We start from the raw sequence: 25,682 nt of genomic DNA on the forward strand, positions 1-25,682 counted from the left end.
AATACGCCCGGCAGAGCGCCGGGCGTATTGATTCTTAGGTTATACGCAAACACTTAAGTACTATTTAGGCGTTTGCAGCGTGCATACCTTAGACCAGGTGCGCGATAACGGCATCGGCAAAGGCCTGCGTGCCCACAGCGCCCTCAACGGAGCCGGTCTGGGCACGACGCACGTCACCGGTAACCTGCTCGCCCTCGTCGAGCGTGGCAGATACGGCGGCGCGAATGCGATTGGCAGCGTCGTTCTCGCCCAGGTGATCGAGCATCATCGCAGCAGAGAGGATCTCGGCCGTGGGGTTGGCGATATCCTGGCCGGCGATATCGGGCGCGGAGCCATGCGTAGCCTCAAAGATTGCGCAGTCGGCACCGATGTTGGAGCCGGGGGCCATGCCCAGACCGCCCACCAGGCCGGCGCACAGGTCGCTCACGATGTCGCCGTACAGGTTGGGCAGCACCAGGACATCGAAGTCGTTGGGGTTCTGGACCAGGCCCATGCAGGTGGCGTCGACGATCTTGTCGTTGAACTCGATATCGGGATAGTTGGCGGCCACCTCGCGCGCCACGCGCAGGAACAGGCCGTCGGTCGCCTTCATGATGTTGGCCTTGTGCACGGCCGTCACCTTTTTGCGGCCGCAGCGGCGGGCATACTCAAAGGCATACTCCACAATGCGGCGGCTCTTGGCGATGGAAATCGGCTTAATTGAAATGGCGGAATCGGCGGCGAAGGTCTTTTGACCCGAGCGCTCGACGAGCTGCGAGAGCTCCTCGACCTCGGCAGCGCCCTCATCGAACTCGATGCCGGCGTAGAGGTCCTCGGTGTTCTCGCGCACGATGACCAGGTCGACGTCGCGGAAGCGCGAGCCGTCGCCCGGCTGCGACAGGCAGGGGCGCACGCAGGCGTACAGGTCGAAATGCTTGCGCAGGGCGACGTTAACGCTGCGGAAGCCCGTGCCGACCGGCGTGGTGATGGGGCCCTTGATGGCAACCTTGGTCTCGGCGACCGCATCGAGCACATGCTGGGGCAGCGGCGTGCCAAACTCGTCCATGACGCCGGCGCCGGCCTCCTGGACGTTCCAGTTGATCTGGACACCGGTGGCCTCGACCACGCGGCGCATGGCCTGCGTAATCTCGGGACCGATACCGTCACCGGGAATCAGGACTACATCGTGCGCCATAATCTGTTACTCCTCGTCTTCGGCGTCGTCAGATTTTTTAACGCTAGCACGCTTCTTCTTTTTGGAGAGATTCAGGCCGAAACGTTTAACAAGCATTTCGCAAATCTCGCTCGAACGGGCCTTGAGATAGCTGCCCTTGCCGTTCTCGGCGTCGAACTTAAGGCGCAGCGCGAGCTTCTCGGCGACCTCGGCGTCGATCTCGCCCTGGCCAAACTCGTACAGGCAACCGAGCATATCGCGATACTCAAGGTCGCCGTGGTAGCACTGGATAGCCTCGTCCAGGATGGGCCAAGCCTCGCGCGAACGCTCGACGCTCGTGGCGCCCCACACGCACAGCAGGCGGAAGGCGGCATAGCGCAGCGTGGAGGAAATCTCGTCGAACAGCGCGGTCTCGGCGCCCTCAAAGGCATCGCCCAGCTGCTCGGGGCAGGTGGTGGCGAGCGCCGCAAGGGCATCGAGGGCCTCCCAGCGGGTCTGAGCCTCGGGGCGGTCAAGTGCCTCGATCAGCGCGGGCACGCAGGGCACGACGCGCTGCGGATCGCGCTCGGCAAGCAGGTGCAGCACGCGGGCGGCAAACTGACGGATACGGCGCGTGGGGCAGCCGAGCTCCTTGACCAGACGGTCGACGGCGTTCTCGTTCTCCTCTGCCAGCTGAAGCCGTGCCAGCTCCTCGTCGGTGAGCTGTTCTTCCTTGTTTTCTGCCATAGTTACCTCTTCTTACTATTTCTTAGCGTGCTTGCCAGCACCCTTGCTGTCATCGGTGACCGAGATGAGCTGTCGGTCGGCCGCGCCATTGCGGCGTGCGCGGCGACGCTCCTCGGCATCGCCCGCGTCGGCGGCGGCGCGGTGAGCCTTGTTGACGTTAAAGACCTCGTCGTGCTTGCGCCACGGGCCGACGGACTCGCCAAAACTCATCTTAAGGCCGGCGATAAAGCCGCCGAGCCAGCCGATCGGCGCAAACTGCACCAGCGGGAACAGCGAAAACACCCAGGTTAGCAGGACGACTGCCGCCGCACCTGCAAAATTGGCGATCCAGTAGTCGCGCTTGGTGATGACGCGCTTTTCGCACGCCCACTGGCCGCACAAAAAGCCGATGTAGATCGCAAAGAGAAAGAGCACCAGCGCAAGCACCACGAACGTCCAGCTCATGGGCGCTACTCCCCGTGATGGTGGCCGCAGCAGCACTCGTGGCCGTCGTCATGGCCGTGGCCGCCGCAGCACTCGTGGTCCTCGCCATGGTGGTGGCCGCAACCGCACTCGTGGTCGTCGCCATGCTCGCCGCAACCGCAGCCTTCCTCGTGAGCGCCATGCTCTTCGGGACGATACTGCGACCAGTCCAGACCGGCGGCAATGGCGTCGGCCTCCTCCTTATAGAGGACCGTGATGGCCTGGGTACCCAGCTTGGCGCCGCCGATGGCGTCGAGCATGTCATAGAGCGTAAAGGCGACGTCGGCGCCGGGCAGCGCGAGCTCGCGATCATCGGCGTAGGCGAGCGCCAGACGCAGGTCCTTAATGAAGTGCTCGACCATAAAGCCGGGCTTGTAGTCGCCGTCGAGCGCCTTGGGCGCCAGGCTCTCCATGGCGCCGGACTTACCGGTGCCGCCCAGGATCATCTGGCGGGTCTTCTCCAGGTCAAGGCCGCTCAGCTCGGCAAATGCCATGGCGTCCGCCATGCCGACCATGCAGGCGCCCAGCGACACCTGATTGGCGAGCTTGGCAGCCTGGCCCTTGCCGGCGCCGTCGAAGCAGCAGATGTTGGCCGCAAAGGTGGCAAGGATGTCGCGGACCGGGGCGATGTCGTTCTCGGTAGCGCCCACGATAGCCGTGAGCGTGCCGGCGATAGCACCCGACTCGCCGCCGGTGACGGGGCAGTCAAACGCCATGCGACCAGAAACCTGGGCGGCCTCGGCAATGTCACGGGCGAGCTCGGGCGAGCTCGTGGTGAGGTCGATCAAGACCGCGCCCGGCTTGGTGCACGCAAGCAGGCCGTTGCCCGCCAGATAGAGCTCCTCGACCTCGGAGGGATAGCCCACCATGGTAAAGACGACATCGGCGTTCGCCACGGCCTCGGCCGGCGTATCGGCCCAGACGGCGCCGCGCTCGATAAGCGCGGCGGCCTTGGACTTGGTGCGGTTGTTGACCGTGACGGGGTAGCCGGCGTCCAGGATGTGGCCGGCGATGGGGGCACCCATGATTCCGGTGCCGATGAATGCGACGGAGAGCTTGTTTGCCATGAAACCTTTCCTTTTGGGTTGGGTGTTGTTACCAGGTTGAATACTCGATGCCAGCGTTTGGGCAGTGACTTGAGGGCGTTTGCGGCCGCAGCGCTCGCCTACTCGCCACGTACGCGACGCGCGATGCGGTCGGAAAGCGAGGCCTTCTCGGCGCGGTTCTTACCCCAAAACGCGCAGGCCACCATGCCGGGACCCACGTGCGAGCCGATGGTGGGGCCCACGGAACTGCGGATGATGGTGACGTCGGCGCAGCCTTCCTCCTTGCGGATGGCGGCCTCGAGCCAATCGCCGTCCTTCTCGGCATCGGCCGTCATGATGGCGATGGGCATAGTGCGATCGGGCACGTAGTTCTCGCGGAACGACTTGAGGATGGACTTGAGCGCCTTCTTGCGGCCGCGGTTGACACCGATGAGCGACAGCGAGCCGGCCAGGTCGTAGGAGAGCTCGGGCTTGACGTCGAGCTTAGCCGTGAGCTGCGCCGCCGCGGGCGGAATGCGGCCGCCGGCCGCCAGCGCGTCAAAGCTCTCGAGCGTAAAGTAGCCATGGACGTAGGTCTTGGCCTCGTTTGCCCATTCGACCAGCTGCTTGGCAGTTAGGCCCGCCGAGCGCTGACGGACTGCCTCGAGCGCCAGCAGCTCACCGGTCGCGCAAGGCAGGGCGTTATCGACAACGTACAGCTCAAAGTCGGGATACTCGGCACGCACGGCATCTGCCGCCTGGCACGCGGAGTTGTAGCTCGACGACAGCGCCGAGGTAAAGCACAGGTAGACCGTGGGCGTGCCCTCTTTGGCGCACTCGGTAAAGAACTCGATATAGCGACCGAGCGACACGGCCGAGGTGGACACGCGGGCGCCGGCGCGCATGCGGTCGTAGAACTCCTTGGGCGTGATACTCGACCAGATGTCGTCCGTGCGCTCCTCGCCATCGATGATGAAGGGGAAGCCCAGGATATCGACATCGAGGTTCGCGGCGACCTCGGGGCTAAAGTCGCAGCAGGTATCGACGACGATGCGGCAGCGGTCTGAATGGCCGGCGGATGCAGCCTTGTCCATCAAAGCGACTCCTTACGTAAAAAGGCGGCCACCCGCATGGGATGGCCGCCAGCCGTTAACTCATGCAAGTTAACGTATTTTACTCGTCAAGTGTTTCGATACGGGGCTTGATGATGCCATATCCACCATTCTTACGGTGATACACCACATTGATGAGGCCAGTCGTCGCGTTCTCGAACACGTAGAAGTCGTGGCCCAGCAGATCGGTCTGCACCAGCGCCTGCTCCTCAGTCATCGGGGTGACGTCGATGACCTTCTCGCGGACGAGCAGGTCGTCGTCCTCCTCGGGCAGCAGCAGGTCGGCCAAATCGTCGACGCGCTCGACCGGTGCGACATCCGCAGCGCTGGCACCGCCCTGGCGGTTGTCCACGACCTTGGTCTTAAACTTGCGCAGCTGGCGGGTGACCTTGTCGGCGGAGAGGTCGATGGCGGCGTACATATCGGCACCGTGCTCGGCAACGCGAATCACAGAACCGCGAGCGCGAACCGTGACCTCGACGATTGCCGGGTTGGGGTTCGAGGGGTTCTTCTCATAGCGAAGTACAACGTCGACCGTCATGGGCTCGATATCGAAAACCTTGAGCGCCTCGCCGATCTTCTCATCCACATGCGCACGCAGAGCATCGGTTACCGTCGTCTTGCGTCCAGAAACCTTGATATCCATACGTGGCTCCAATCTGCCTCGGGGACTTACTGTACTGGCTATGTACCCATTGCCGTGCATTTAATCACGCGGATTCCCAAAGACCCGAATAACGATTGCTTGATACCGCATACCGAAGTCTCGTACTTTTCCATGGCAAAGTGCGCTATAGGAGGGAGCCGACAGATTTGTATTTGGTCCCGAAAATTGGCTTTGACCTGCTGGTTTTATAGGGATGAAAAAGCCGGGCTCCCCTATTGGGGAAGCCCGGCAGTGCATGTTGAAACCGTGAAGAGGTGTCCTTTCCAACGTATAGGAGACACCACCCCTGGCAATAACTAGCTATTGAGTTTGTTAATGTCATCGTCAGTGATGGTGCCTTCCTGGCTGGACGATTTGTCCTCGGAGGATGCGGTCTCATTGTTGGAATCGAAAGACTCGCTGCCGGAGGACGTGGTCTCACTGGACTCAGAGTCGCCCGGTTGCACGTTAGCGCCCGAAACCGTCTTAGTGGTGAGGTCGTAGGGAATCTGACCGTACCAGACGCAGTGAACCGCCTCGAGCGTACCGTCGACCGTGATGTCGTCGAGGGCATCGCTCACGGCACGGCACAGTTCGTCATTGGACGAGAGGCCCGCAACACCAAGCGTCGAGGGCGCCTCGAGCGCACCGACATAGGAGACCTCGCTCATCAGGCGTGCAAGGTAGCCGCCGGCCGTGGAGTCGCAGACCACATAGTCGACCTCGCCGGACTCGAGCGCCTCAAAGCACTCGTTGATGTTGGAGTAGGTCTTTTGGTTGGCGGTGATGCTCTGCTTAGCAAGCGCCTCCTGCGAGGCCGAGGACATCTGAATACCCAGAGTAGACGTGTTAAGGGTATCGGTGGAAACGCTTAGCGACCCACCATCGCTGGTTTTTCCGAACACGGAAGCGGCATCGTACAGGCAGGTGCCGAGCGAGCTAACGTCCCCGTCCGTGGAGTTGATCTCGCCGATAAAGATATCAGCCTTTTTGTCACCGAGCGCGGAACCCGCCGAGGATGCATCGACAAAGGCGACCTTAAGGCCCATGCGGCTTGCGAGGGCGCGGGCAGCGTCGACTGCATACCCCGTGAGCTCGCCGTCAGCGCCCTGCATGGCCTGCGGCGCATCGGAGGTATCGAGGGCAACCGTCAGGGTACCGGGGGTGACCAGGGCATCATCCGACACCGCGGGCGTGACGGTCTCGTACTCGATCTGGTCGATCGTGGGAGTCGTGAACGTAGACAGCGGGTTGAACGCGCATCCGCTCAGGCCCAAAACGGCGATGACCGCTGCGGTCCCAGCACCTAACCGAGCCGCGTGCATCAAGCTGCCCCTCACCATGTCCACTACCCTGCCTTCTGTGTCGTATACGATCCGTGCGTTGCGCGGAATATCAGATTGTTCCCACCAGCTGACCTGGTATTTGACCCCACACTTGCGCACCGGGGTGTTTGCTCGGGAGGCCGCAGCCACCTTCACGACTGGCCCGCTCGCCCGCGAGGCGGTATTGCCCCAAAGAAAGTAGAACGGACGGTGCGGCTTACATCTAGGACGCGCCATGATCGCGCCGCGCGCACGCGGTCGCTTACGTGGATCCCTTTGACCGCGTCTGTCTTGGACTAGGACGGGCATTTCGTCCGTCCGCAACCACAGCCTGGTAGGAACGTAGCGCATTATAGCTAAGTTCAAGCTATAGTTTAAGGTTAGGGGCGTCATTCGCATCGCGAGTACAGATTTCGCAGGTCGGAGTGGGCTATTCGTGCCCCTGTGAAGCCCGGAGCTCCCCCTATGGGGAGCTCCGGGGCACCCTTCCTAGGGTGCTGTGGCCAAAAAATGGCAAATATGAGTACTGTCACCAATTTAGTAACAGGCAATTTTGGCCTCTCGGACAGATTATGCGCTCAGTGTCGCCAACCTGATGCTTAGTTATTCTACATTTGTTTATTATCTTCTTACTTTATGACGCCCCCGAGTCCTAAATTCCTTGATTTTGCTGTTACTGATTTAGTGACAGTACTCATATTTGCCATATTTTGGCCAGGGCATATGATTAACCCCCTATTTTCGACGTGAATTAGACCGGCTTAAGCCCAAAACACGCCCGCAGCGTGTTAAGCAACGCCTCTTGCTTCTTCCTGCGGGCATCGACACGATTCCGGTACCGCTTTCGCATACGCTGGTGCATGCGCCATGCGAGCGCTTCCATCGCTTCCATGTCACAGAGCATTTCGCTATTGACCGTCGCGACCTCGATTCCCATAGTAATCAAGCCCGTGTTGCGCTTTTCATCATGGATACGTCCCCTCCGAGAGGAATGGCCCAGCTCACCGTTGTATTCCAGGTCAAACCGGGCCGCTTCTTGATACGCATCGCAAACTGCATGAGGCATCCCCGAGATTGCCTGCGCGCGGTCATCGAACTCGATCTTGTAGTCGGTCTTAAAGGGACCGCAGGCAAATCCGCCATAGGAAAACGGAAGCGAAAACAGAGCGAGCATGATGCACTCCATGGGCGAGCGCAGGTTTTCTGACAGGTGGGGACACAGGCGCAGCAGCTGTTTGGCCACATTCCCCTTGCATGCCGCAAGGTAATCTGCCAGGCGATCGGGCGTCAGCACCGGTTCGACTTCAAAGTAGCCCACGTCTGCTGGCTGGTCCTTGTCCTTTGCAAGTTTATTCGTAACAGGCGAGGTGTAGGGAGGCAGATACTTCCCGCGGTCGCTCAGTGAAATCTTAGAGCACAGCTCCTGGGCCAGGGCAAACGCCTGGATGCAGCCGACCTCGCGCGCAACGGCAACACAAAGGGCCTCGGGAGATAGACTGTACACCCCCGGTTCCACCTCTAGAATCGAGCCGGCAGGCAACCCGGAACACACGGACCAGCCCACGCCAGGTATGCGGCGGCGCTGCGCCGCAGATCCCACCAGCAAGCACAGATCTTCTTGCACCTCGCCGCTTTTGGCTCCAATTCGCACCAGGTCGGGAAGATAGATATCCTCGGTCGAAGGCGATAACGTACACAGCACGCGACACTCCTCCTCGGGCTCAAAGTCCTTCCAGCCGATGTAGCCCATCTGCCGGCGCTCGGCTCGAATCATGCGCAACGCCGAGGCGCCCGTCAGGATCACGGAAGCCGCTAGCTGCTCTTTTGTCGGTTTATTGCACTGCCTGATTGTTACCGCCACATGAATCACCCCTACCAAACGCGTGCGATAGCGAGGCCATCAACGGCCGCGGCACCGGCGCGCTTGAGTTCCGCCGAAGCCGCTGCCATCGTCGCACCCGTGGTGATAACGTCGTCGATAAGCAGCAGGCGGCGGCCCCGCACGTCCTCAACGGTCTCGTACATGCCTCGGGCGCGTTCACGGCGTTCTTCACGACCGAGTTCACGCTGGTCGCCATGGCCGTACTTAACGAGGGCTTCGAGCAGAGGAACACCCGACAGCTCGCAAAATGGGCGCGCAATGGCCTCCATATGATCAAAACCACGCCGCCGAAACGCTGCCGCCGTCGCAGGCACAAACACCACCGCATCCGCACCGGACAGCACACCTCCGTAGCGATCGGGCGCTACGACCTGGGCATGCAGGGCGGTGTCGTAGAGCAGCTCCGCCAGATACGGAGCCAGACGTCGCTCGCCCGCATCCTTGTACGCTTTAATGATGCGCGGCAGCGGATGCGCATAGACGGCGCACGCCAGGCAGCGATCGAGCGCCTCCGCCATTGCCGAGGACGTGCTCTCGACCGAACACTCAGTGCACAGCAAATCCCCAAACGGGGCGCCGCATCGGGTGCAGCTATGACGTGGGTCGATGAGCGTGAGCGCAGCCAGGCAGTCTTGGCAAATAAGCGTACCGGCGCGCTCGCAGCCGGCACATCGTGTTGGCGACAATGCCTCGAGCGCCTCGCGTGCCACCCGCTCGGCAAACGGTAGCAATTCGTCCGCAAACGGCAGGGCGCCGGCGCCCTGCAGGCGGCTCAATATGTTCAGATGGCTCTTCAAGACACAACCCTCCCTACGTTCGGTCGCGGGGAGGGTTGTTGATTCGGCGCTATGATACCCCGATGCGCTCGGGGCAAGGCGAGCTAAATCCGCTCGCGGGCGTTATTCGCCGGCGGGCGGTTGTGGTGCGGACGAAGACGGGGTCGAGCCCTCACCACCATCCTGGCGCGGCTTGCGGGAACGGCGACGGCGACGGCGCTTTTGACCCTGGTCGGCCGAGCCCTCGCCACCGCGGTCCTCGCGCGGCTCGCGCTCGTCGCGAGCGGCGCCACGCGAAGCCTTGGCAGCCGCTCCCCCGCCATCTCCGGGACGACGGCGCGTGACCTTGACCTCGCCATCCGAGACCTGATCGGCCACGGAGGGCACTGAGGGCTTCTGCTGCGCGCCCGAGGAATGGCGACGGCGCGGGCGCGGCACGCGCTCCTCCTCGCCACGTGACTTGCCGCCCTTGTCGGCAGGCGCATCGGAGGCCGAGGCGCCCTTGGAAGCGGCACCAGCCTCGCGAGCAGCTGCGGCGCGGAAGGCGTCCTCGCGCTCCTCGCTCGACAGATGACGGCGGCGACGTCGTGTGGGGTTCATGCCGCCGCCGCGATTCTGCTGCTGAGGCTGCTGAGCCTCGCGCTCGCGGGAGGAGTTCTTGCCCGCGGCTGCAGCCTCGGTAGCATCGCCCGAGCCCGTGCGCTTGCGGCGGCGACGGCCATCGGCCGCTCCCTCGGCCTCGGGTGCCTCGGCCTTGCCGCGACCCTTACCGCGGCCGCGACCCTCGCCCTGGCTCTGACCGGCACGGGTATCGGCGTCCGCATCGCGACGGCGGCGCTTGGGCATCGACGTGCCAGCCAGACGGTCGGCACTCGACAGGCCATCGCCCACGTCGACGCCGTTCTCGCGGTCGAGCTCCATAAGCGCCAGGCGCATCTCGGGCGACTCGATACGCTCGAGCACATCGCGCGTCACGCAGTCGGGGCGGCAGTTGCAGCCCTGCTCGGCGGCCTTCTTTTTGCAGCCCTCAGAGCAGGTCATGTCGGCCAGGTTGACCTTAAAGACTTTGCCGTTCTCCAGGCGCAACACCAGCTGCTCACGCGGCGTGTCATATTCCTGGATGCGCGCCTTGCCAAGCGGCGTATCGATGAGCGTCTTCTTTTTGGGCGCACGGCTCTTAAAGTCCTTGTACGCTTCGAACTCATAGCGCAGGCAGCACATCAGGCGGCCGCAAACGCCGCTGATCTTGGAGGAATTGAGCGGCAGGTCCTGCTCTTTTGCCATGCGGATCGAGACGGGCTCAAACTGTCCGCCAAAGCGCGTGCAGCAGAGCTCCTGGCCGCACTGGGCATAGCCGCCCACCAGGCGGGTCTCGTCGCGCACGCCGATCTGGCGCATGTCGACGCGAATGTGCAGCGTCGAGGACAGGTCCTTGACGAGCTGACGGAAATCGACGCGCTCCTCGGCCGCAAAGTAGAACACGGCCTTCTCGCCGCCAAACAGGTACTCGACGCCGACCGGCTTCATCTCGAGGTCGAGCTCCTTGACCAGACGGCGGAAGTCGACCATGGCCTCGTCACCCTGGATAGCCAGGTCGTCGGCAAGCTGCAGGTCGATGTCGCTCGCTACGCGCAACACAGGCTTGAGCGGCTGACCGATCTCGTCTTGCGGCACCTCGAAGGGGTCGGCCGTGACCAGGCCGATCTCGGTTCCGCGCTCGGTGGAGCAGATGGCATAATCGGCCTCGAGGATATCCAGATCCTGTGGGTCGAACCACAGGTCGCGCGAGGCGTAGGTAAACTTAACGGGTACGACTAACGGCATTTCAGTGCCTTCCTGATATCGAACAGCATGACCTCGATGGCCAGCTGGGGAGTAACGTTTCTGGCGATGTTGCGCTCAGCGGTGGCAACCGCCTCGAGCGCCCGGGTGGCACCCGCAACATTCGTCGCCGCGGCAAGCCGCCCGATCGTGTCGCGCACGTCCTCGTTCACAACGTCTGCCGCCCCATCCTGTAGCGTCAGCAGCACGTCGCGCATGAGCGTCCGCGCGCTCGCCAGCGCTTCCATGATACCCGAACGCTCGCGCGCGTTGAGTTCGCGCTTGTTGCGGTCCTCAAGCTGCTTCAATGCTCCACGCGACAGGTAGTCGGCATTTTGCTCGAGCACCTTTTCCTGCGTGGACTTGACCTCGGCGAGCGGCGCCTTAACGGCGACAATGAGCGACTTGGCGCGACTGAGCACATCGGCCTCGTCGGCGGCGATGAGCGAGTCGATGGCACGGACCATCTGGCGACGGGCGTCCTGGCGCTCGGCGCTCTTGAGGAACTCGATACCGCGCGTGGGGCTTCCCGCTACGGCGACGGCCATGCGGCAACGCGCAGGGTCCTGACCGGTGGCGCGGCTCACGGCCTGCGCGGCGACGGCGGGCGATACCAGCCGAAACGGCACGCACTGGCAGCGGCTCACGATGGTGGGCAACATCACGTCTGCCGAGGTGCCCAGCAGGATGAACATAACGCCCTCGGGCGGCTCCTCGAGTGTTTTGAGCAGTGCGTTGGCGGTGTTGGCGCGCAGTTGCTCGGCACGGTCGATGATGTAGACCTTGGCCTTGGCACGGATGGGCGCCAGAGGCACGTCATCGAGCAGCTCGCGGGTCTGGGCGATGAGGTAGCCCGTGGCGCTCTCGGGCGTGTAATAGTGCACGTCGGGGTGTGTATGGCGGGTGACGCGCACGCAGCTATCGCATGAGCCGCAGCCATCCTGCTCGCACAGGAAGGCTTGGGCGAGCGCCCACGCGGCGTCGAGCTTGCCCGCGCCGGGCGCGCCCAAAAACAGGTAGGCGTGCGATGCGCGACCGCTGGCGACGGCATTGGTCAAAAAGTCGCGCACGCGCTCTTGGGTGTCGAGCTTGGCCAGTAGGCTTGCCTGAGCGGGGGCCATGCTACTCGGCCTCCTGGGCAAGCGCGGCGGTGACGGCGTCCTGGGAAATGTCGAGGCCGTAGGCGCGAACCTGCTCGACCGTCTGCGCGAAGACGTCCTCGATGGACGCGGTCGCGTCGATGAGCTTTACGCGGTTTGGTTCCTCGGCGGCAATGGCGCAAAATCCCTGGTAGACGCGCTCTTGGAAGGCCATGCCTTTTGCCTCCATGCGATCTGCCGCGCCACGGGCTGCCATGCGTAACGCCGCCTGCTCGGGTGTGATGTGGTAGACGAGCGTGAGCGCCGGATGCGTACCGGCGACAGCCAGGTTGTTGGCATCGCGTACCATCTGACGGTCGAGGCCATCGGCAAACGCCTGATAGCAGGTTGTGGAATCGTAGAAGCGGTCGCACAGGACCACCTTGCCGGCAGCAAGGGCGGGAGCTATGACCTCGTGCACCAGCTGGGCACGCGCCGCCTCGTAGAGCAGCAGCTCGCAGGTGTCACCCATCGCCGTGTTGGCGGGGTCGAGCAGCAGAGCACGGATCTTTTCGCTGATGGCGGTACCGCCCGGCTCGCGCAGGCTCACAACCTGGTAGCCAGCGAGTTCGAGCGCGCGGGCAAGCAGGCGCGCCTGCGTGGACTTGCCGGCACCGTCGACGCCCTCGAGCGTGATAAAGCTATGTTGAGCGGGCTCAAAAGCCATGGGCGCAGCCCCTTCCTACAAGGCGCGTAAATGCGATTTATAGCAACCAAGCCATGATACCCCAGTGCTCGGTGCGTCCCCAATGGCTAAAGGTGCCTTTCCAAAGTTGCGGTGAAATAGGGACTGATTGAAGCTCTGAGACCGCCAAACAGTCCCTATTTCACCGCAACTTATGATGGGGAATTTTGGACGCTGGGTATAATCGTCGTATTGCATTGAAATGTGGCGAAAGGAGTGGCAATGTCTCGGTATTGCGCCTCGTGCGGCAAGCTTCTTGCAGATGATGCCAAGTTCTGCACCTCGTGCGGTGCACCCGTTGAGCAAACAACCGCGAGCGATAGCCAGCCCGCTTTTGAGCAGACCGGTTCCCTCGATACGCCGCAAGCCAAGGCGGACGACCCCCTCGCCTATCGCCCCGACCCCGCCGCAGGCCCCGCGACCGTCGAGACTACGCAGCGCGTACCCGTCGCGAGTGGCTCGCCCCAACAGCAGCCGGCTCCCGCATACGCGCCCGCTTCACCACAGACCCCCGCTCCCAAAAAGAGCGGCACCGGGCCGCTTATCGCCGTTATCGTTGTGCTGGTGGCGATCATCATCGCCCTGGTCGTTTTCTTTGTGATCAAGCCTTTCGACAACGCCGCCACGCAGACGACCGCCGAGGTAGCTAAGCTGCACCATGACGTCGACGACGATGACCTAAAGCCTCTCGGCGATCCCAACAGCCTGTACGACGATGATGACGATGACGACGACGAGGATGGCGGCGAAGCAACGCTCTCCGAGCAGAATCTCTACCGCCGACTAAGCGAATACTACGACTTGCTCGAAGACCTCGACAACTACGTCCGTGGCTGCGCGCAGAACTTCAACGGCAGCTATCTGGAAGAGGATCGAACCACCCGTCAAAATCTCGCCGACGTCGCCGAGCGCACGGAGAACACCATCGAGCAGTATTACGACATCGTCGAGGACCTAGACGTCCCGACGAGCTCCAAGAACTACAGCTCCTGGAAGGACATCATCGCCCTGTACGACGACCTGGATCACCGCATTGACGCAATCTGTGATGCCTGGGAGATCAGCCTGAAATACGCCAAGCCTGCGGACCACAAGAATGAGATCGTGGCGCCGCTGTCGCGCGACAACGTGGCGGGCACCAATGACAATAAGTACCGCCTAGACTTTGAGGAGCGCTATCCCGGCGCCAAACCCGTCGAAGTGAACTAGTCACATGCGACGGTCTTAAACGACTAGTCATTAAAGAACGTCCCCAATGACTGCCTAAAAAACGAGCGAGGATCGCGGGGTCCTCGCTCGTTTTTGTTTTAGGTGATGTTTCGACCGTGCGGCTACTTGTCGGCAGCGGTCTTTTTGGTAGTCGACTTCTTGGCCGTCGTCTTTTTGGCGGTCGTCTTCTTGGCAGCAGTCTTCTTTGCCGCCGTCGTCTTCTTTGCCGTACTCGCCTTGGTCGCAGTTTTGCGGCCGCGAGCCGGCTTCTTCTCCTTGGTCGGGCAGTCCATGTTGACGCAGATGCGCCACGGACCGCGCGCCGTGTTGACCACCACGATGGGGGCACCGCACTCGGGGCAGGTCTCGCCCGTCGCCTCGAGCTTGCCACGCGCCGGCAGCGGATAGCTCACGCCGCAATCGTCATAGTTGGTGCAGCGGATAAAGCGCTTGCCGCTCTTCTCGCTCTTGTGTGCGATCAGGTCGCCATGGCGTCCGGCCTCGGCACACACCTTGCACTCGCCCACCTTAAGGTCGGGCTCGTAGTTGGTGGGGCACGTCGGGTTCACGCAGATCTCGAAAGCCTTCTGGCGGAACGGCTGACACTTAATGCGCGGCGCGCCGCACTCGGGGCACACGGCTGCCTCGCCCTCGAGCGGGCTTACCTTGACGCCGCTCGGCACCGGATAGGTCACGTCGCAGTCGGGCCAGCCCATGCAGCCAATGAAGCTGCCACGGGTCTTGGCGCTCGTCTTCATAACCAGGTCCTTGCCGCACTTGGGGCAGGCGCCCACGCGCGCATCGGCCGTAACGGCGTCGCTGATGGCGTCGCCCAGCTCCTGCGTGTGCTTGAGCAGCTCGTCGAGCACGCCAGCCAGCAGCGCGCGCGAGTGCGTCACGACATGCTCTTCGGTGTCCTCGCCGCGCTCGACGCGGGTCATATCGCCATCAAGCTCGCTGGTCATATCGGGGCTCGTGATGCGCGGGGCAAATTGCGTCAGCGCGTCGATGATGGCGATGCCCAGCTGGCTCGGCTCAACGGGATCATTTTTGAGATAGCGCACGGCATACAGGCGCTCGATGATGCTCGCACGCGTGGACTTGGTACCCAGGCCGCGCTTTTCCATCTCCTGCACGAGCTTGCCCTGGCTGTAGCGCGCGGGCGGCTCGGTCTGCTTGGCCTCGAGTTTAATGTCGAACACATCGACCGTATCGCCCTGCTCCAGCGGCGGCATCTGCTCATCGCGCTTAAGTCCATACGGATACGCCTCGCGGAAGCCCGGAGTCACGAGCACATCGCCCGAAGCCACGAACGGCTCACCGTTCACGTCGAGCTCGAGCTTGGTGTTCTCGATGGTCGCGGGACCCATAAGCGTCGCCAGGAAGCGACGGGCTATCAGGTCGTAGAGCTTGCGCTGGCCGCCGTCGAGCGTGGACGGATCGCCCTCGCCCGTGGGGTAGATAGGCGGGTGGTCGGTGGTCTCGACTTTACCGCGCGTGGGCTTCATGGGGCCAGCGAGTACCTTTTTGCACACGGGCGCCAGCGCCGGGTTGATCTTTGCCAGGTCACTCACCACGGCGCCCAGATCGAGCGTCGCGGGGTACACGGTGTTGTCGACACGCGGGTAGCTGATGAGGCCCGCCATGTAGAGGGACTCGGCGATGCGCATGGTACGCGCAGGCGAGATGCCCTCGGCCGCGGCGGCGGCCTGTAGCGAGGTCGTCGCAAACGGCGTGGGCGGCTGCTGCTTGCGGGAGCGCTTGGTCACCGCGGCGACGGTTGCCGTCTCGGCGCCGTCGACGTGACTATACGCCGTCTCGGCAGCATCCTTGTCGGTAAAGCGCGCTGTCTTGTGCGCGATCTTAAAGCGATCGTCCTCGGCAGCGCCTTGCGCGGCGCCCATGCCGCGAATCTGCCAATAGTCCTCGGGCACAAACGCCATGCGCTCGCGCTCGCGCTCGACCACCAGGGCAAGCGTCGGGGTCTGCACGCGGCCGGCGGAGCGCACGTTACCAAAGCCGCCAAACTTGGCGAGCGTCAGGTAACGCGTGAGCACCGCACCCCAGATAAGGTCGATGTGCTGACGGCTCTCGCCGGCGTCGGCCAGGTTCTGGTCGAGCGAGACGAGATTATCGAAGGCGTGCGTAATCTCGGCCTTGGTAAACGAAGAGTACTGGGCGCGGGCGACCGGCAAGTCGGGCGCAACCTCGCGCACCTTGTTGAGGGCGTCCGAACCGATCAGCTCGCCCTCGCGATCGAAGTCCGTAGCGATGATGACGCTGTCGGACTTCTTGGCAAGGTTCTTGAGCGAGCGAATGAGCTCCTTCTCGGCCGGTAGTTTAATGACGGGCGCCCAGGTGAGGTAGGGCAGGCTCTCGAGCTTCCAGCCCTTGATGGAGATACCGTCGGCAAGAAACGGCTTGCGCTTGGTGTCGTAGGGCGGACGAGCCAGGCCATCGGGCATGTCGGCCGGCAGCATCTCGCCGTCCTCGGTGACCGAATACCAGCCCAGCTTTTTATCGAACAGCACGCTGTCGCAAAAATCGGGCGCAAGGATGTGACCGGCCAGGCCGATGGTCACGCACTCCTCGCCCTTCCACTCAAAACGGTAGATGGCGGTGTTGTACACCTTATCCTTTTTGGGTTTACCCGTGGACAGACGCTCAGCGATCTGACGCGCAGCGTCGTTTTTCTCGGCGATGATGAGCTTCAAAAGAGGCTCCTATCTCGTATCTCTGCGGCTACGCCCGCCCGTATGGCGGCCGACTTACGCCCTTGCTTGCTCAATCTGCCCGATGAGCCAATCGCACCAGGCATCCATGCCCTCGCCCTTGCGCGCGCTCACGGCAAACCGCGGCGCCTGCGGATTGAGGTCATCGAGTGTCTTAGTATACCTATCCATGTCAAAATCGAAAGCCGGGGCCACGTCGACCTTGTTGAGCAGCTGTGCGGCGGCGTGTTGGAAGATGCCCGGGTACTTGATGGGCTTGTCGTCGCCCTCGGGCACCGAGAGAATCATGATGGACAGGTTCTCGCCCAGGTCAAAATCGACCGGGCAGACCAGGTTGCCAACGTTTTCGATAAAGATGACGTCGATGTTCTCCAGACCGACGGCCTGGTCGAACGCATCGACAGCCTCCATGATCATGTTGCCCTCAAGGTGGCACAGGCCGCCCGTGTTGATCTGGATGGCGGGCATGCCGGCTTCCTTCATGGTGATGGCGTCGACGTCCGAGGCGATATCGCCCTCAATGACGGCACAGCGCAGGCCAGCCTTGTCGCGCAGGCGCTCGTTGGTGCCCAGGATCGTGGTGGTCTTGCCCGAGCCGGGGCTCGACAGCACATTGATCACATAGGTGTTTGTCTCTTTAAATCGCTGTCGCAGCTGATCTGCCAGGCGCTCGTTGCGCGACAGAATCGGCGACGCGATATCAATCGTTTTCTCGGCCATATTCGGCACTCCTTACTTCTGCCCCTTTATACCCCGTCCCCAGATGGCTGATAGGCTAATCATCGGGGGTTTCGATTTCGATACTTGCGATGTCGAGCTCGCGGCCGTGCAGTAGGCGCACATTGGCGCCGCCGCACTGGGGGCAGCGGCAGTGGAAACGGTCGTGCTCAAAGACCTCACCGCAGTCCAAGCACTCGCTTTGTGGATGGACCTCCTCCACGGCAAGCTCGCAGCCGCGCGTGAGCGGGTCCTCGTCACGAAACGTCTCCCACGCAAAGTCGAGCGCCTCGCGCACGACCTCGGTCATATCCCCGATACGCAGCGTAACCAGAACGGCGCGCGAGGCCCCCGCCCCACGCGCCGCGCGAATCACTGTATCGAGTATGCCGTTGACAATGCCAACCTCGTGCATACCGATTTACTCCTCGTCGTCCTCATCGTCCGAGAACAGGTCCAGACGACTCACAAACAAGCCCTCCTTGCCCTCGCGCGCGGTAATGACCACACGGGCGATGGCGAGCGAAATCTCGTAGAGCGAGAGCAGGGCGCCGTACATAAGGCCCAGGGTGACGGGCGATCCGTCGGGCGTGATCACAGCCGAACCCACGAGCAGGCCTACGTACACGTAGCGCCAGGCGCTGCGGAAGGCCGCGTAGGAAACGATGTGGAAGACGGACAGGTAGAAGATGATGAGCGGCAGCTCAAACGCCACACCAAAGCCGATCATAAAGAGCAGCTCCATGTTGACGTAGTTCTCCAGATCGGGCAGCGCCGTAGCGACGGCCGAGGTCTCGCCGATGAGCCACTCAAAGCCCGCGGGAATGATGATGAAGTAGCAGAAGATTGCGCCCAGGAAGAACAGCACCGTCGAGGCGAGCACCGTGGGCACGACCCACTTGCGTTCGTTGGGGCGAAGCGCCGGCAGGAAAAACGCCAGAATCTGCCAGATGATCATAGGCGTGCACATGACCACGGCCATCTTGATGGCCAGTGAGAAGCGCAGGCCAAAGCCGCCGAGCGTGGTGGTGATGTAGAACTTACCGTCCGGCACAAAGGAGCGGATGGGGTCTTCCAAGATGTCGAGCACCACGGGCGTGGCGAAATACAGCACGATAGCGGCGGCAAACACCGACACGACCACGATGGTCAGGCGGCGACGGAGTTCTCCCAGGTGATCGAAGAGCGGCATTCGCGCAGGTCCGATAGGCATTACTCATCGCCTCCCTTCGGAGCGTCGGCAGCAGCGGTGTCATCCTCGGCCTCGAGCTCGCGAGCGAGCTGGTCGACGACGGCCTTGCGCTTGCGGGGACGACGGGCGTAGAGGTCAGCCGTCGTGGGCTCTGCCGGCTCGGGCTCGGGCTCGGCGGCAGGAGCGGGCTCGACAGCGGCTGCAGCCTCGGACCCGGCAGCGGCGGGTTCGGGACCCTCGGCTTCAGCCTCCTCAGCAGCACCTTCGCCCTCAGTGGCACCCTCGCTCGCGGCCTTCTCGGCGGCAAGGCGGGCGCGACGCTCGGCAAAGGTCTCCTTCTTGGCGGGCGCTGCCGTCTCGGCGGCATCCTCGTCCGCATCGGAATCGTCGTCGGTCGCAGCAGCCTTCTTGGGCTTGACCGGGGCCGACGCGGCCTCGCTCACCGGATCGATAATCTCGGACTGAACAACGGCCGTCATCTTTTCCTGCGTCTCGCGGAACTGACGGATGGCACGGCCGATCGTGCGGCCCATCTGCGGGAGCTTATCCGGGCCAAACAGCAAAAAGCCGAAGACCACGATGATCGCGAGCTCACCCTCTCCAATACCAAACACACATACCTCCAAGGCTCGATGTGAGTCGAGCCCGCACCGCGCCATTCGGCCGGAACTCGTCTATTCATTCGGTCAAGTATAGCGCCCGGACGCCAAAACGTCCGAGCGCATCACAAACATATGCCAAACGGCACGCCCTTTTGGGGGCAAAGATTATGCAGCGGTGATCGAAATCTCCTGGTCGACACCCAACAGCTGAACCACGCGCATCACCGGGGGCTGCACGTTGACGCAGCCAAAACGCTTGCCGTGGTCGACCGCGTGGTGCGCGGCGCCCACGAGCACGCCAATGCCCGTCGAATCGATGTAGCTCACCTGGGCAAAATCGAGCTCAACGGCCTCGGTGGGCTGCTCGAGCGCCAGGTCGATGGCGTTGCGCAGGCTATCGGCGTTAGAGATATCGATCTCACCGGTCACCTTAATGGTGTAGAGCTCTGGCGTGGGGTTGGTGGAAATACCCAAATCCATGTATACGCTCCTTTACGTATCGAAAGTGCGGATAGTACGGGAAGCCGCGCGTTAGGCGCGCTCGGCACGAGCAAGCTCGGCAGCGACAAGCTTAACGGCCAGCACCAGCACATCGAGCGCGGCCTCCAGGTCCTCGACCGTGGGATAGCTCGGCGCGATGCGGATGTTGGTGTCGCGCGGGTCCTTGCCATAGGGCCAGGTGGCACCGGCCGGCGTGAGCTTGACGCCCAGGTCGGCGCAAAGCGCGGCGACCTTTTGGGCCGAGCCCTCGGGACCATCGAAGCTTACAAAGTAGCCGCCGCGGGGGTGCGTCCAGGTGGCGCAGCCCGTGTCGCCCAAGCCCTCGGTGAGCTTGCGCTCGACGGCCTCAAAGCGCGGACGCAGGAACTCGGCATGCTTTTTCATGTGCTCCTTAACCGCCTCGATGGTGGGAAGGAAGCGCACGTGACGCAGCTGGTTGAGCTTGTCGGCGCTGATGAGGCCGGCCTTCAGGCGCTTGGAGAACTCGGCGATAACCGCGGGGCTCGCACCGATAAAGCCGATGCCGGCGCCCGGGAAGGTGATCTTGGACGTCGAGGCAAAGGCCACCACACGGTCCTCGGTGCCCGCCGCGCGAGCGAGGTCAAAGATGTTGGCAAGTTCGTCGGTCTCGTCGTACAGGTCATGCACGCAGTAGGCGTTGTCCCAGAAGATGCGGAAATCGGGCGCGGCCGTGGGCATCTCGACTAGGCGGCGCACGGTGTCCTCGCTAAAGGTGATGCCCGTGGGGTTGGAATACTTGGGCACGCACCAGATACCCTTGATGGAGTCGTCGGCAGCAACCAGGCGCTCGACCTCGTCCATGTCGGGGCCGTTGTCGGTCATCGCGACGGGGACGTTCTCGATACCCAGATCGGCGGTGATGCCAAAGTGGCGGTCGTAGCCGGGAACCGGGCACAGGAACTTGACCTTCTTGCCGTCGTGCGCGGCCTCGTAAGCCTCCCAAGGGTCGCTACCACATGAGCCGCAACGCCAGAACATACCGGCGATATCGTGCTCGATCAGCAAGCTCGACGAACCCAGCACGAGCGTCTGCTCGGCGGGGCAGCCCAGGAACTCCCCTGCCAACTTGCGTGCCGAGGGAATGCCCTCAAAACAGCCGTAATTGGAGCAGTCGACGTTGCCGTCGTGCAAATCGGCGTCGGCATTGAGGATATCGAGCATGGGTCGAGAGATGTCCACCTGAGAGGGCGACGGCTTGCCGCGGGCCATGTCGAGCGCCAGGCCCTTGGCCTTGACCTCGGCGACCTCGGCTTTGAGTGCCTCGATGGCGGCATCGAGTTCGGTGGTTTCCATCTTCTGGTAGATCGTCTGCATGTGTGCGACCTTTCGCGAAGCGGGACGTTGCAGTTCGTCTAAGTATAGACCGCCACCGCCGCAACGGTATGAAGCCGTGATAGATTAAGTTCATCGCAATGAATTACGAATCGCCGCGCATGGCGGCGTGGGGCGCCCAAGGAGGCACTATGGAGTACGGATCGTTTAGGGCCGAGGAATTCGGCGACCTGCAGCGCCTGGTCGACGGACTGTTTTACGATCGCCACGCCATCGACCGCCTGGACCTGATCGTGCAGGCCGAGATCTTGGACCTGGCGCCCGATCTCATGGAAATCGTCAACCTGCTACCGCCCGGCTATTACGACCGCCAGTCGCTGTGTGACCAGCTTAACTCGGCCCTAGCCGCCCACGGCTGGGGCGCCGTCTACGGAACCGTGGAATAAGCCTCGAGGCCGGCGATTTGGCCCGCTTCCCGACCTTGGCGAGGCTTGTTTTAGGGCTTGTGGCCAAAAAAGGGCAAATATGAGTACTGTTACTTTTTTAGTAGCAGCGATTCAGGACCCAAATCGACATTTTTGCGCCCAAATTTCCTTTCCGAGCAGTAGCTGTCGCCAAATTTGAGTCAAGCGATTACTCGTTAACGTACAGATAACAAGATTGTGTTCATTATTTTCCACACCTAAAATGAAACGCCGTTTGTGACAGTACTCACAAACGGCGTTTTTTGACCACTGGGGTGTCTGGCAGGCGGCAAACACCGCCCGAATCCGCATTTTGAACGCGCCTAAACCGGTTCTGAAGCCGGTTTTGTGCTCTTACTCGTTTTTGGGCGCGGGGTGCTTGCAGATCACACTCATGTAGATCATGCCAAGCACGGCCGCGGTGACAGAGCCGGTGAGAATAGCGGCCTTGGCTGCAAGAACCTCAAACTGGGCCGTCGGGAAGGCAAGGCCGCTGATGAGAATCGACATGGTAAAGCCGATACCGCCCAGAATGCCCACACCGGCAATCATGTGCCAGTTAACGTTATGCGGCAGCTCGGAGATCTTAAGCTTAACCAGGGCAAACGTCATACCAAAGATGCCGATCGGCTTGCCCAGCAGCATGCCAAAGTACACGCCGAGCGTCACCGGGTCGGTGAGCAGCGTGCTCATGTCCACGCCCACTAAGCGAACCTGAGCGTTTACGAACGCAAAGATCGGCAGGATCACAAAGTTGACCGGCGTGGAGATCAGACGCTCCATGCGGATGAGCGGCGGGGTCACGCGGTGCATGACGCGCTCGACCTTGGTGGTCGAGACGGTAAAGTCATGCTGGCCCAGGATGTGTGCCTCGTCATCGTAACGGTCATCGAGCAGCGGCAGGCACTCGCCCAACCAATCGGTGAGGCTATCGAGCTTGACGCCGCACTTGGCCGGGATGGTAAAGGCCAAGATGACGCCAGCAAGCGTGGCATGTACGCCGCTCTTGAACATGCAGAACCACAACAGCAGACCCAGTACCGAATACGGGGCAAGGCGGTAATGCTGCGTCTTGTTGAGCCACACGAGCGCGCAGGTCACAAGCGCGGCGGCGCCCAACCAAAACGGATTGGGGCTCTGACCGTAGAAAATGGCGATGGCGGCGATGGAGATGAGGTCGTCGGCGATGGCGAGCGTCGAGAAGAACACGCGCACGCCGTTGGGCACGCGATTGCCCAAAAGCGACAGCACGCCCAGCGCAAAGGCAATATCGGTTGCCATGGGAATGGCCCAGCCGTTGTGCGCGCCGGCATGGTTAAAGATCAGGTAGATGCAGGCGGGAACGACGACGCCGCCCACGGCTGCCAGCATGGGAAGCATGGCCTGACGCGGGTTTTTGAGCTCGCCGACCGTCATCTCGTACTTAAGCTCAATGCCCACCAACAAAAAGAAAATCGCCATGAGGAAGTCGTTGACGAAAAGCTCAACGGTGAGACCAGCCGTAAGGTTGCCCAGACCCACATACAGCGGGGTCTCCAAAAAGTGATGGATGGCCTCGTAGGCATCGGTATTGGCGCAAATGACGGCGGCGATGGCGGCAATCACCATGACCGCGGCGGAAATCGTGCCGTTCTCGGCGATGCGCTCCCAAATGTCGTGACGTTCAAAGCGCTTGCGCTCACGAACGTTGAACAGCTGCTCAGTTGCTGCCATGGGCGGCTCCTTTCACGGGAAAGTTCCCGTCTTAAAAAAGCACGGCCCGCCCAAGTGGCGGCGCCGCGCTCTAACGTATTACGCTTGCATCTAGCCTACCCTGCACGACAAGCACGCAGGCGTGGCCGAAAAGCGGAACCACAGGTTGAACATTATTTGCTCAACGGCACGGGCACACCTGTCCGAGAGACGACGCGGCGCCGTGCACAAAAAACGACCGGAGCGCGGGGCGTCCGCGATCCGGTCGTGGCGTTCGGTCAACTAAACCTAGCAGGCGGCCATGATGGGGGCAGCGACCTGCTTCTTACGGGAGAGGACGCCCGGCATCCAGACGCCGTCGTGCTCGTCGGCAATGCCCAGGCCCTTCTGAGCGGCCTCGGTCTCGCCCTCGAGCAGGACCTGCGAGCCCTCCTCCATGATGTCGGTGATGCACAGGACGATGCCGTCGGCACCCTTCTCGGCGGCGTAGGCGCGCATGGCCTCGCGGATCTCGTCGATCATGCCGAGTGCGCGGCTCTTGTCGACGGTCTCGTACTGGCCGATGAGCAGCTTCTTGCCAGCGGGCTCGAACATCTTGATGTCGTTGCCGACCATCTCGGCTGCGGTGAAGGAGCCGGACGGACGGGTGAGGAAGACCTCCATGCCAAACTTGACCGGGTCGACGCCCACCTGCTCGCCGAGCTTAGCAGCGACGGCGCGGTCGACATCGGTGGTGGTGGGGCTCTTGAGCATGAGCGTGTCGGTCATCATGGCCGAGAGCAGCAGCTTGGCCTGGACGTCGGAAAGCTCAACGCCGAGCACGCCGGCGAGCTTGGTGACGATGGTGCAGCTGGAGCCCCAGGGCAGGCAGATGTAGTGCAGCGGGCCGGCGGTCTCGAAGTCGCCGATGCGGTGATGATCGACGACACCAAAGACCGTGGCATCCTTAAGGCCGGCAACGGACTGGGCAGACTCGTTGTGGTCGGTGAGAACGACGAGCTGACCGTCCTCGACGGACTCGATCACGCGGGGCTCGGCAATGCCGGCGTCGGCAAGCAGCTTGGCGGACTCGGCCGGAAGCTGACCAAGGGCGCAGGCCTCGTAGGTGTTGCCGGCATACTCAACCTGGTTGAGCAGCTGGGACAGGACGACGGCGCTCATGATGGCGTCGTTATCGGGGTTCTGGTGACCAAAGACAAGAACGTTTGCCATGGATATCCTCCACTTGATATGTGTACTTGGACGTGGCTATGGTAGCACGCTGACGCCGAACCTTATGAGACGGAAGGGTCGCGGCACAATTTGGGGCAAGCGCTGAGGCGAGGTCAGGGACGAAGCCTGTCCCCCTTTCACCACCTGCCCCCGCACCAGCTATTTACCGGCGGCGCGCAGGGCTACGTAGGCGGCACCGATGATGCCGGCGTCGTTGCCGAGCGAGGCGACCCTGACGGGCGTCTCGCGCGAGGCAGAAAGCGCGTACTGCTTAAAGTGCTCGCGGACCTTGTCGAGGTAGACGTCGGCCGAGGCGGATGCGCCGCCGCCGATGAGGAACATCTCGGGATCGACCACGTTGGCAATGAGCGCCAGGGCGCGACCGAGATAGTCGGCCATGGTATCGGCCGCGGCCAGCGCAAGCTTGTCGCCCTCGCGGCAGGCTTGGAACACGTCCTTGGAATCGGAGGGGCCGGTGAGCTCGATGGGCTCGACGCCCGCTTTCTCGCACTCGGCAAGGTAGTTGCTCACCACACCGGTGGCGCTGGAATACTGCTCCAGGTGGCCATGGCCGCCGCAGCCGCAGGTGCGCTCCTCTTCGGGGTTCAGGCACATGTGGCCAATCTCGCCGCCGGCACCCACAACGCCCGATACCACGTCGCCGTTAACGATAACGCCACCGCCCACGCCGGTACCGATGGTGACCATCACCACGTTCTGTACGCCCTTGGCAGAGCCGAGCCAGGCCTCGCCCATGGCAGCGGCGTTGGCATCGTTTTCGTACTTAACGACCGCGTCGGGGCAGTGCTCCTGGATGGCAATCCTCAGTTCAGGCAGGTTGATAGCAATGTTGGCCTTGACCTTGGCATCGCCCGAAGCCGGGATGGGGCACGGAACGGCCAGACCAATGCCCGCCACAAAGGCGCGCGGAATCTGTGCCTTGGCGATCACCTGATCGATAGCCTCGGTCACCGCGGCAAAGCCCGCGGCGTCAACGATAGGAGGCGTGGGCACGCTGGCCTTGGCAAGCAGGTTGCCGTCCTCGTCGAACAGGCCTTCCTTAACCGAAGTGCCGCCAACGTCGATGCCGATGTAGTACTGCTTAGGTTCCATGGGAGCCCACCTTTCTCGTTTAAACATTGCCTGTATGGTACCGCTCCCCAGGCAAAAACCTGTCAAAAAGGGACAGGTTTGTTTTGGCAGGTTTTATCTGGGAAAACGCAAGGCATGAGATTCGGAGCGCTGGGCGGCAAAACGGCCCAACCCCATCTTCGAGCCGATCAATTTGCTCAATACCACATTATTCGAGTGCATAT

24 protein-coding genes are annotated in these 25,682 nt (G+C 62.2%); 2 read left to right on the plus strand and 22 right to left on the minus strand.

From position 1 onward, the window contains the following. Positions 1-88: 88 nt before the first annotated feature. The 12 genes from AB5750_RS03540 to tmk all read right to left on the minus strand — a co-directional run bounded on the left by AB5750_RS03540 (position 89) and on the right by tmk (position 12,734). Positions 89-1,174: an isocitrate/isopropylmalate dehydrogenase family protein gene (locus AB5750_RS03540; RefSeq protein ID WP_117743273.1), complete on the minus strand. Its 1,086-nt coding sequence runs from the start codon at positions 1,172-1,174 to the stop codon at positions 89-91. Between the two features lie 6 nt (positions 1,175-1,180). Then, positions 1,181-1,879, minus strand: coding sequence for a hypothetical protein (locus AB5750_RS03545; protein WP_368145696.1), 699 nt, complete (start codon positions 1,877-1,879; stop codon positions 1,181-1,183). A 15-nt stretch (positions 1,880-1,894) separates the two neighbouring features. Next, the gene (locus tag AB5750_RS03550) at positions 1,895-2,323 is read right to left on the minus strand and encodes a hypothetical protein (protein ID WP_055310425.1); all 429 of its coding nucleotides are present in this window, start codon (positions 2,321-2,323) and stop codon (positions 1,895-1,897) included. Between the two features lie 5 nt (positions 2,324-2,328). Then, positions 2,329-3,450, minus strand: a complete 1,122-nt coding sequence (locus AB5750_RS03555; protein WP_438266018.1) for an NAD(P)-dependent oxidoreductase — start codon at positions 3,448-3,450, stop codon at positions 2,329-2,331. A 56-nt stretch (positions 3,451-3,506) separates the two neighbouring features. Continuing rightward, positions 3,507-4,460 (minus strand): DegV family protein, encoded by a 954-nt coding sequence (locus tag AB5750_RS03560; protein WP_368145695.1) that lies wholly within the window; start codon positions 4,458-4,460, stop codon positions 3,507-3,509. 79 nt (positions 4,461-4,539) lie between these two features. Beyond that, positions 4,540-5,124 carry a ribosome hibernation-promoting factor, HPF/YfiA family gene (gene hpf, locus AB5750_RS03565; protein WP_368145694.1) on the minus strand — a complete coding sequence of 195 codons (585 nt, stop codon included), beginning with the start codon at positions 5,122-5,124 and terminating at the stop codon, positions 4,540-4,542. A gap of 317 nt (positions 5,125-5,441) precedes the next feature. Further along, a complete protein-coding gene (locus tag AB5750_RS03570) occupies positions 5,442-6,467 on the minus strand; it encodes a substrate-binding periplasmic protein (RefSeq protein WP_368145710.1) in 1,026 nt (341 codons plus the stop codon). Between the two features lie 733 nt (positions 6,468-7,200). After that, a complete protein-coding gene (locus AB5750_RS03575) occupies positions 7,201-8,310 on the minus strand; it encodes a hypothetical protein (protein WP_368145693.1) in 1,110 nt (369 codons plus the stop codon). Between the two features lie 11 nt (positions 8,311-8,321). Next, positions 8,322-9,128 carry a phosphoribosyltransferase family protein gene (locus AB5750_RS03580; RefSeq protein ID WP_368145692.1) on the minus strand — a complete coding sequence of 269 codons (807 nt, stop codon included), beginning with the start codon at positions 9,126-9,128 and terminating at the stop codon, positions 8,322-8,324. 102 nt (positions 9,129-9,230) lie between these two features. Further along, positions 9,231-10,931: a PSP1 domain-containing protein gene (locus tag AB5750_RS03585; RefSeq protein ID WP_368145691.1), complete on the minus strand. Its 1,701-nt coding sequence runs from the start codon at positions 10,929-10,931 to the stop codon at positions 9,231-9,233. Continuing rightward, positions 10,922-12,049, minus strand: a complete 1,128-nt coding sequence (locus tag AB5750_RS03590) for a DNA polymerase III subunit (protein WP_368145690.1) — start codon at positions 12,047-12,049, stop codon at positions 10,922-10,924. Before AB5750_RS03590 ends, AB5750_RS03585 begins: the two co-directional genes overlap by 10 nt. Before the next feature lies 1 nt (position 12,050). Then, a complete protein-coding gene (gene tmk, locus AB5750_RS03595) occupies positions 12,051-12,734 on the minus strand; it encodes a dTMP kinase (protein WP_161115023.1) in 684 nt (227 codons plus the stop codon). Between the two features lie 240 nt (positions 12,735-12,974). Between tmk and AB5750_RS03600 the strand changes: the two genes are divergently transcribed. Further along, entirely contained in the window at positions 12,975-13,961 is a 987-nt protein-coding gene (locus AB5750_RS03600; RefSeq protein ID WP_271737224.1) for a zinc-ribbon domain-containing protein, read from the plus strand. Positions 13,962-14,083: 122 nt separating this feature from the next. Here AB5750_RS03600 and AB5750_RS03605 read toward each other — a convergent pair whose 3' ends face one another. The 7 genes from AB5750_RS03605 to AB5750_RS03635 all read right to left on the minus strand — a co-directional run bounded on the left by AB5750_RS03605 (position 14,084) and on the right by AB5750_RS03635 (position 21,040). Beyond that, positions 14,084-16,675, minus strand: a complete 2,592-nt coding sequence (locus tag AB5750_RS03605; RefSeq protein ID WP_368145689.1) for a DNA topoisomerase I — start codon at positions 16,673-16,675, stop codon at positions 14,084-14,086. Between the two features lie 54 nt (positions 16,676-16,729). Next, the gene (hypB, locus tag AB5750_RS03610; RefSeq protein ID WP_368145688.1) at positions 16,730-17,413 is read right to left on the minus strand and encodes a hydrogenase nickel incorporation protein HypB; all 684 of its coding nucleotides are present in this window, start codon (positions 17,411-17,413) and stop codon (positions 16,730-16,732) included. Between the two features lie 55 nt (positions 17,414-17,468). Beyond that, on the minus strand, positions 17,469-17,825 hold the full coding sequence (gene hypA / locus AB5750_RS03615; protein ID WP_117565013.1) for a hydrogenase maturation nickel metallochaperone HypA: 357 nt from the start codon (positions 17,823-17,825) through the stop codon (positions 17,469-17,471). A gap of 6 nt (positions 17,826-17,831) precedes the next feature. Continuing rightward, on the minus strand, positions 17,832-18,623 hold the full coding sequence (gene tatC / locus AB5750_RS03620; RefSeq protein WP_055285525.1) for a twin-arginine translocase subunit TatC: 792 nt from the start codon (positions 18,621-18,623) through the stop codon (positions 17,832-17,834). Then, positions 18,623-19,216, minus strand: coding sequence for a twin-arginine translocase TatA/TatE family subunit (locus tag AB5750_RS03625; RefSeq protein WP_368145687.1), 594 nt, complete (start codon positions 19,214-19,216; stop codon positions 18,623-18,625). The genes tatC and AB5750_RS03625 overlap by 1 nt, the downstream gene beginning before the upstream one ends. 153 nt (positions 19,217-19,369) lie before the next feature. After that, a complete protein-coding gene (locus AB5750_RS03630; RefSeq protein WP_117654909.1) occupies positions 19,370-19,684 on the minus strand; it encodes an STAS domain-containing protein in 315 nt (104 codons plus the stop codon). 51 nt (positions 19,685-19,735) lie between these two features. Then, a complete protein-coding gene (locus AB5750_RS03635; protein WP_161144547.1) occupies positions 19,736-21,040 on the minus strand; it encodes an aspartate aminotransferase type Ic in 1,305 nt (434 codons plus the stop codon). A gap of 149 nt (positions 21,041-21,189) precedes the next feature. Here AB5750_RS03635 and AB5750_RS03640 point away from each other — a divergent pair, with 149 nt between their 5' ends. Beyond that, positions 21,190-21,444 carry a hypothetical protein gene (locus AB5750_RS03640; protein WP_117772872.1) on the plus strand — a complete coding sequence of 85 codons (255 nt, stop codon included), beginning with the start codon at positions 21,190-21,192 and terminating at the stop codon, positions 21,442-21,444. A 372-nt stretch (positions 21,445-21,816) separates the two neighbouring features. On the opposite strand, the gene nhaA is transcribed toward AB5750_RS03640, so the two are convergent. The 3 genes from nhaA to AB5750_RS03655 form a co-directional block, all read right to left on the minus strand. Then, a complete protein-coding gene (gene nhaA / locus AB5750_RS03645; protein WP_368145686.1) occupies positions 21,817-23,175 on the minus strand; it encodes a Na+/H+ antiporter NhaA in 1,359 nt (452 codons plus the stop codon). 267 nt (positions 23,176-23,442) lie between these two features. After that, positions 23,443-24,366, minus strand: a complete 924-nt coding sequence (locus AB5750_RS03650) for a manganese-dependent inorganic pyrophosphatase (RefSeq protein ID WP_117802798.1) — start codon at positions 24,364-24,366, stop codon at positions 23,443-23,445. Positions 24,367-24,525: 159 nt separating this feature from the next. After that, positions 24,526-25,479: an ROK family protein gene (locus AB5750_RS03655; protein WP_368145685.1), complete on the minus strand. Its 954-nt coding sequence runs from the start codon at positions 25,477-25,479 to the stop codon at positions 24,526-24,528. Positions 25,480-25,682 lie beyond the last annotated feature (203 nt).

Origin of the sequence: Collinsella aerofaciens (assembly GCF_040926185.1) — a bacterium.
Lineage (GTDB): Bacteria > Actinomycetota > Coriobacteriia > Coriobacteriales > Coriobacteriaceae > Collinsella > Collinsella aerofaciens_BC.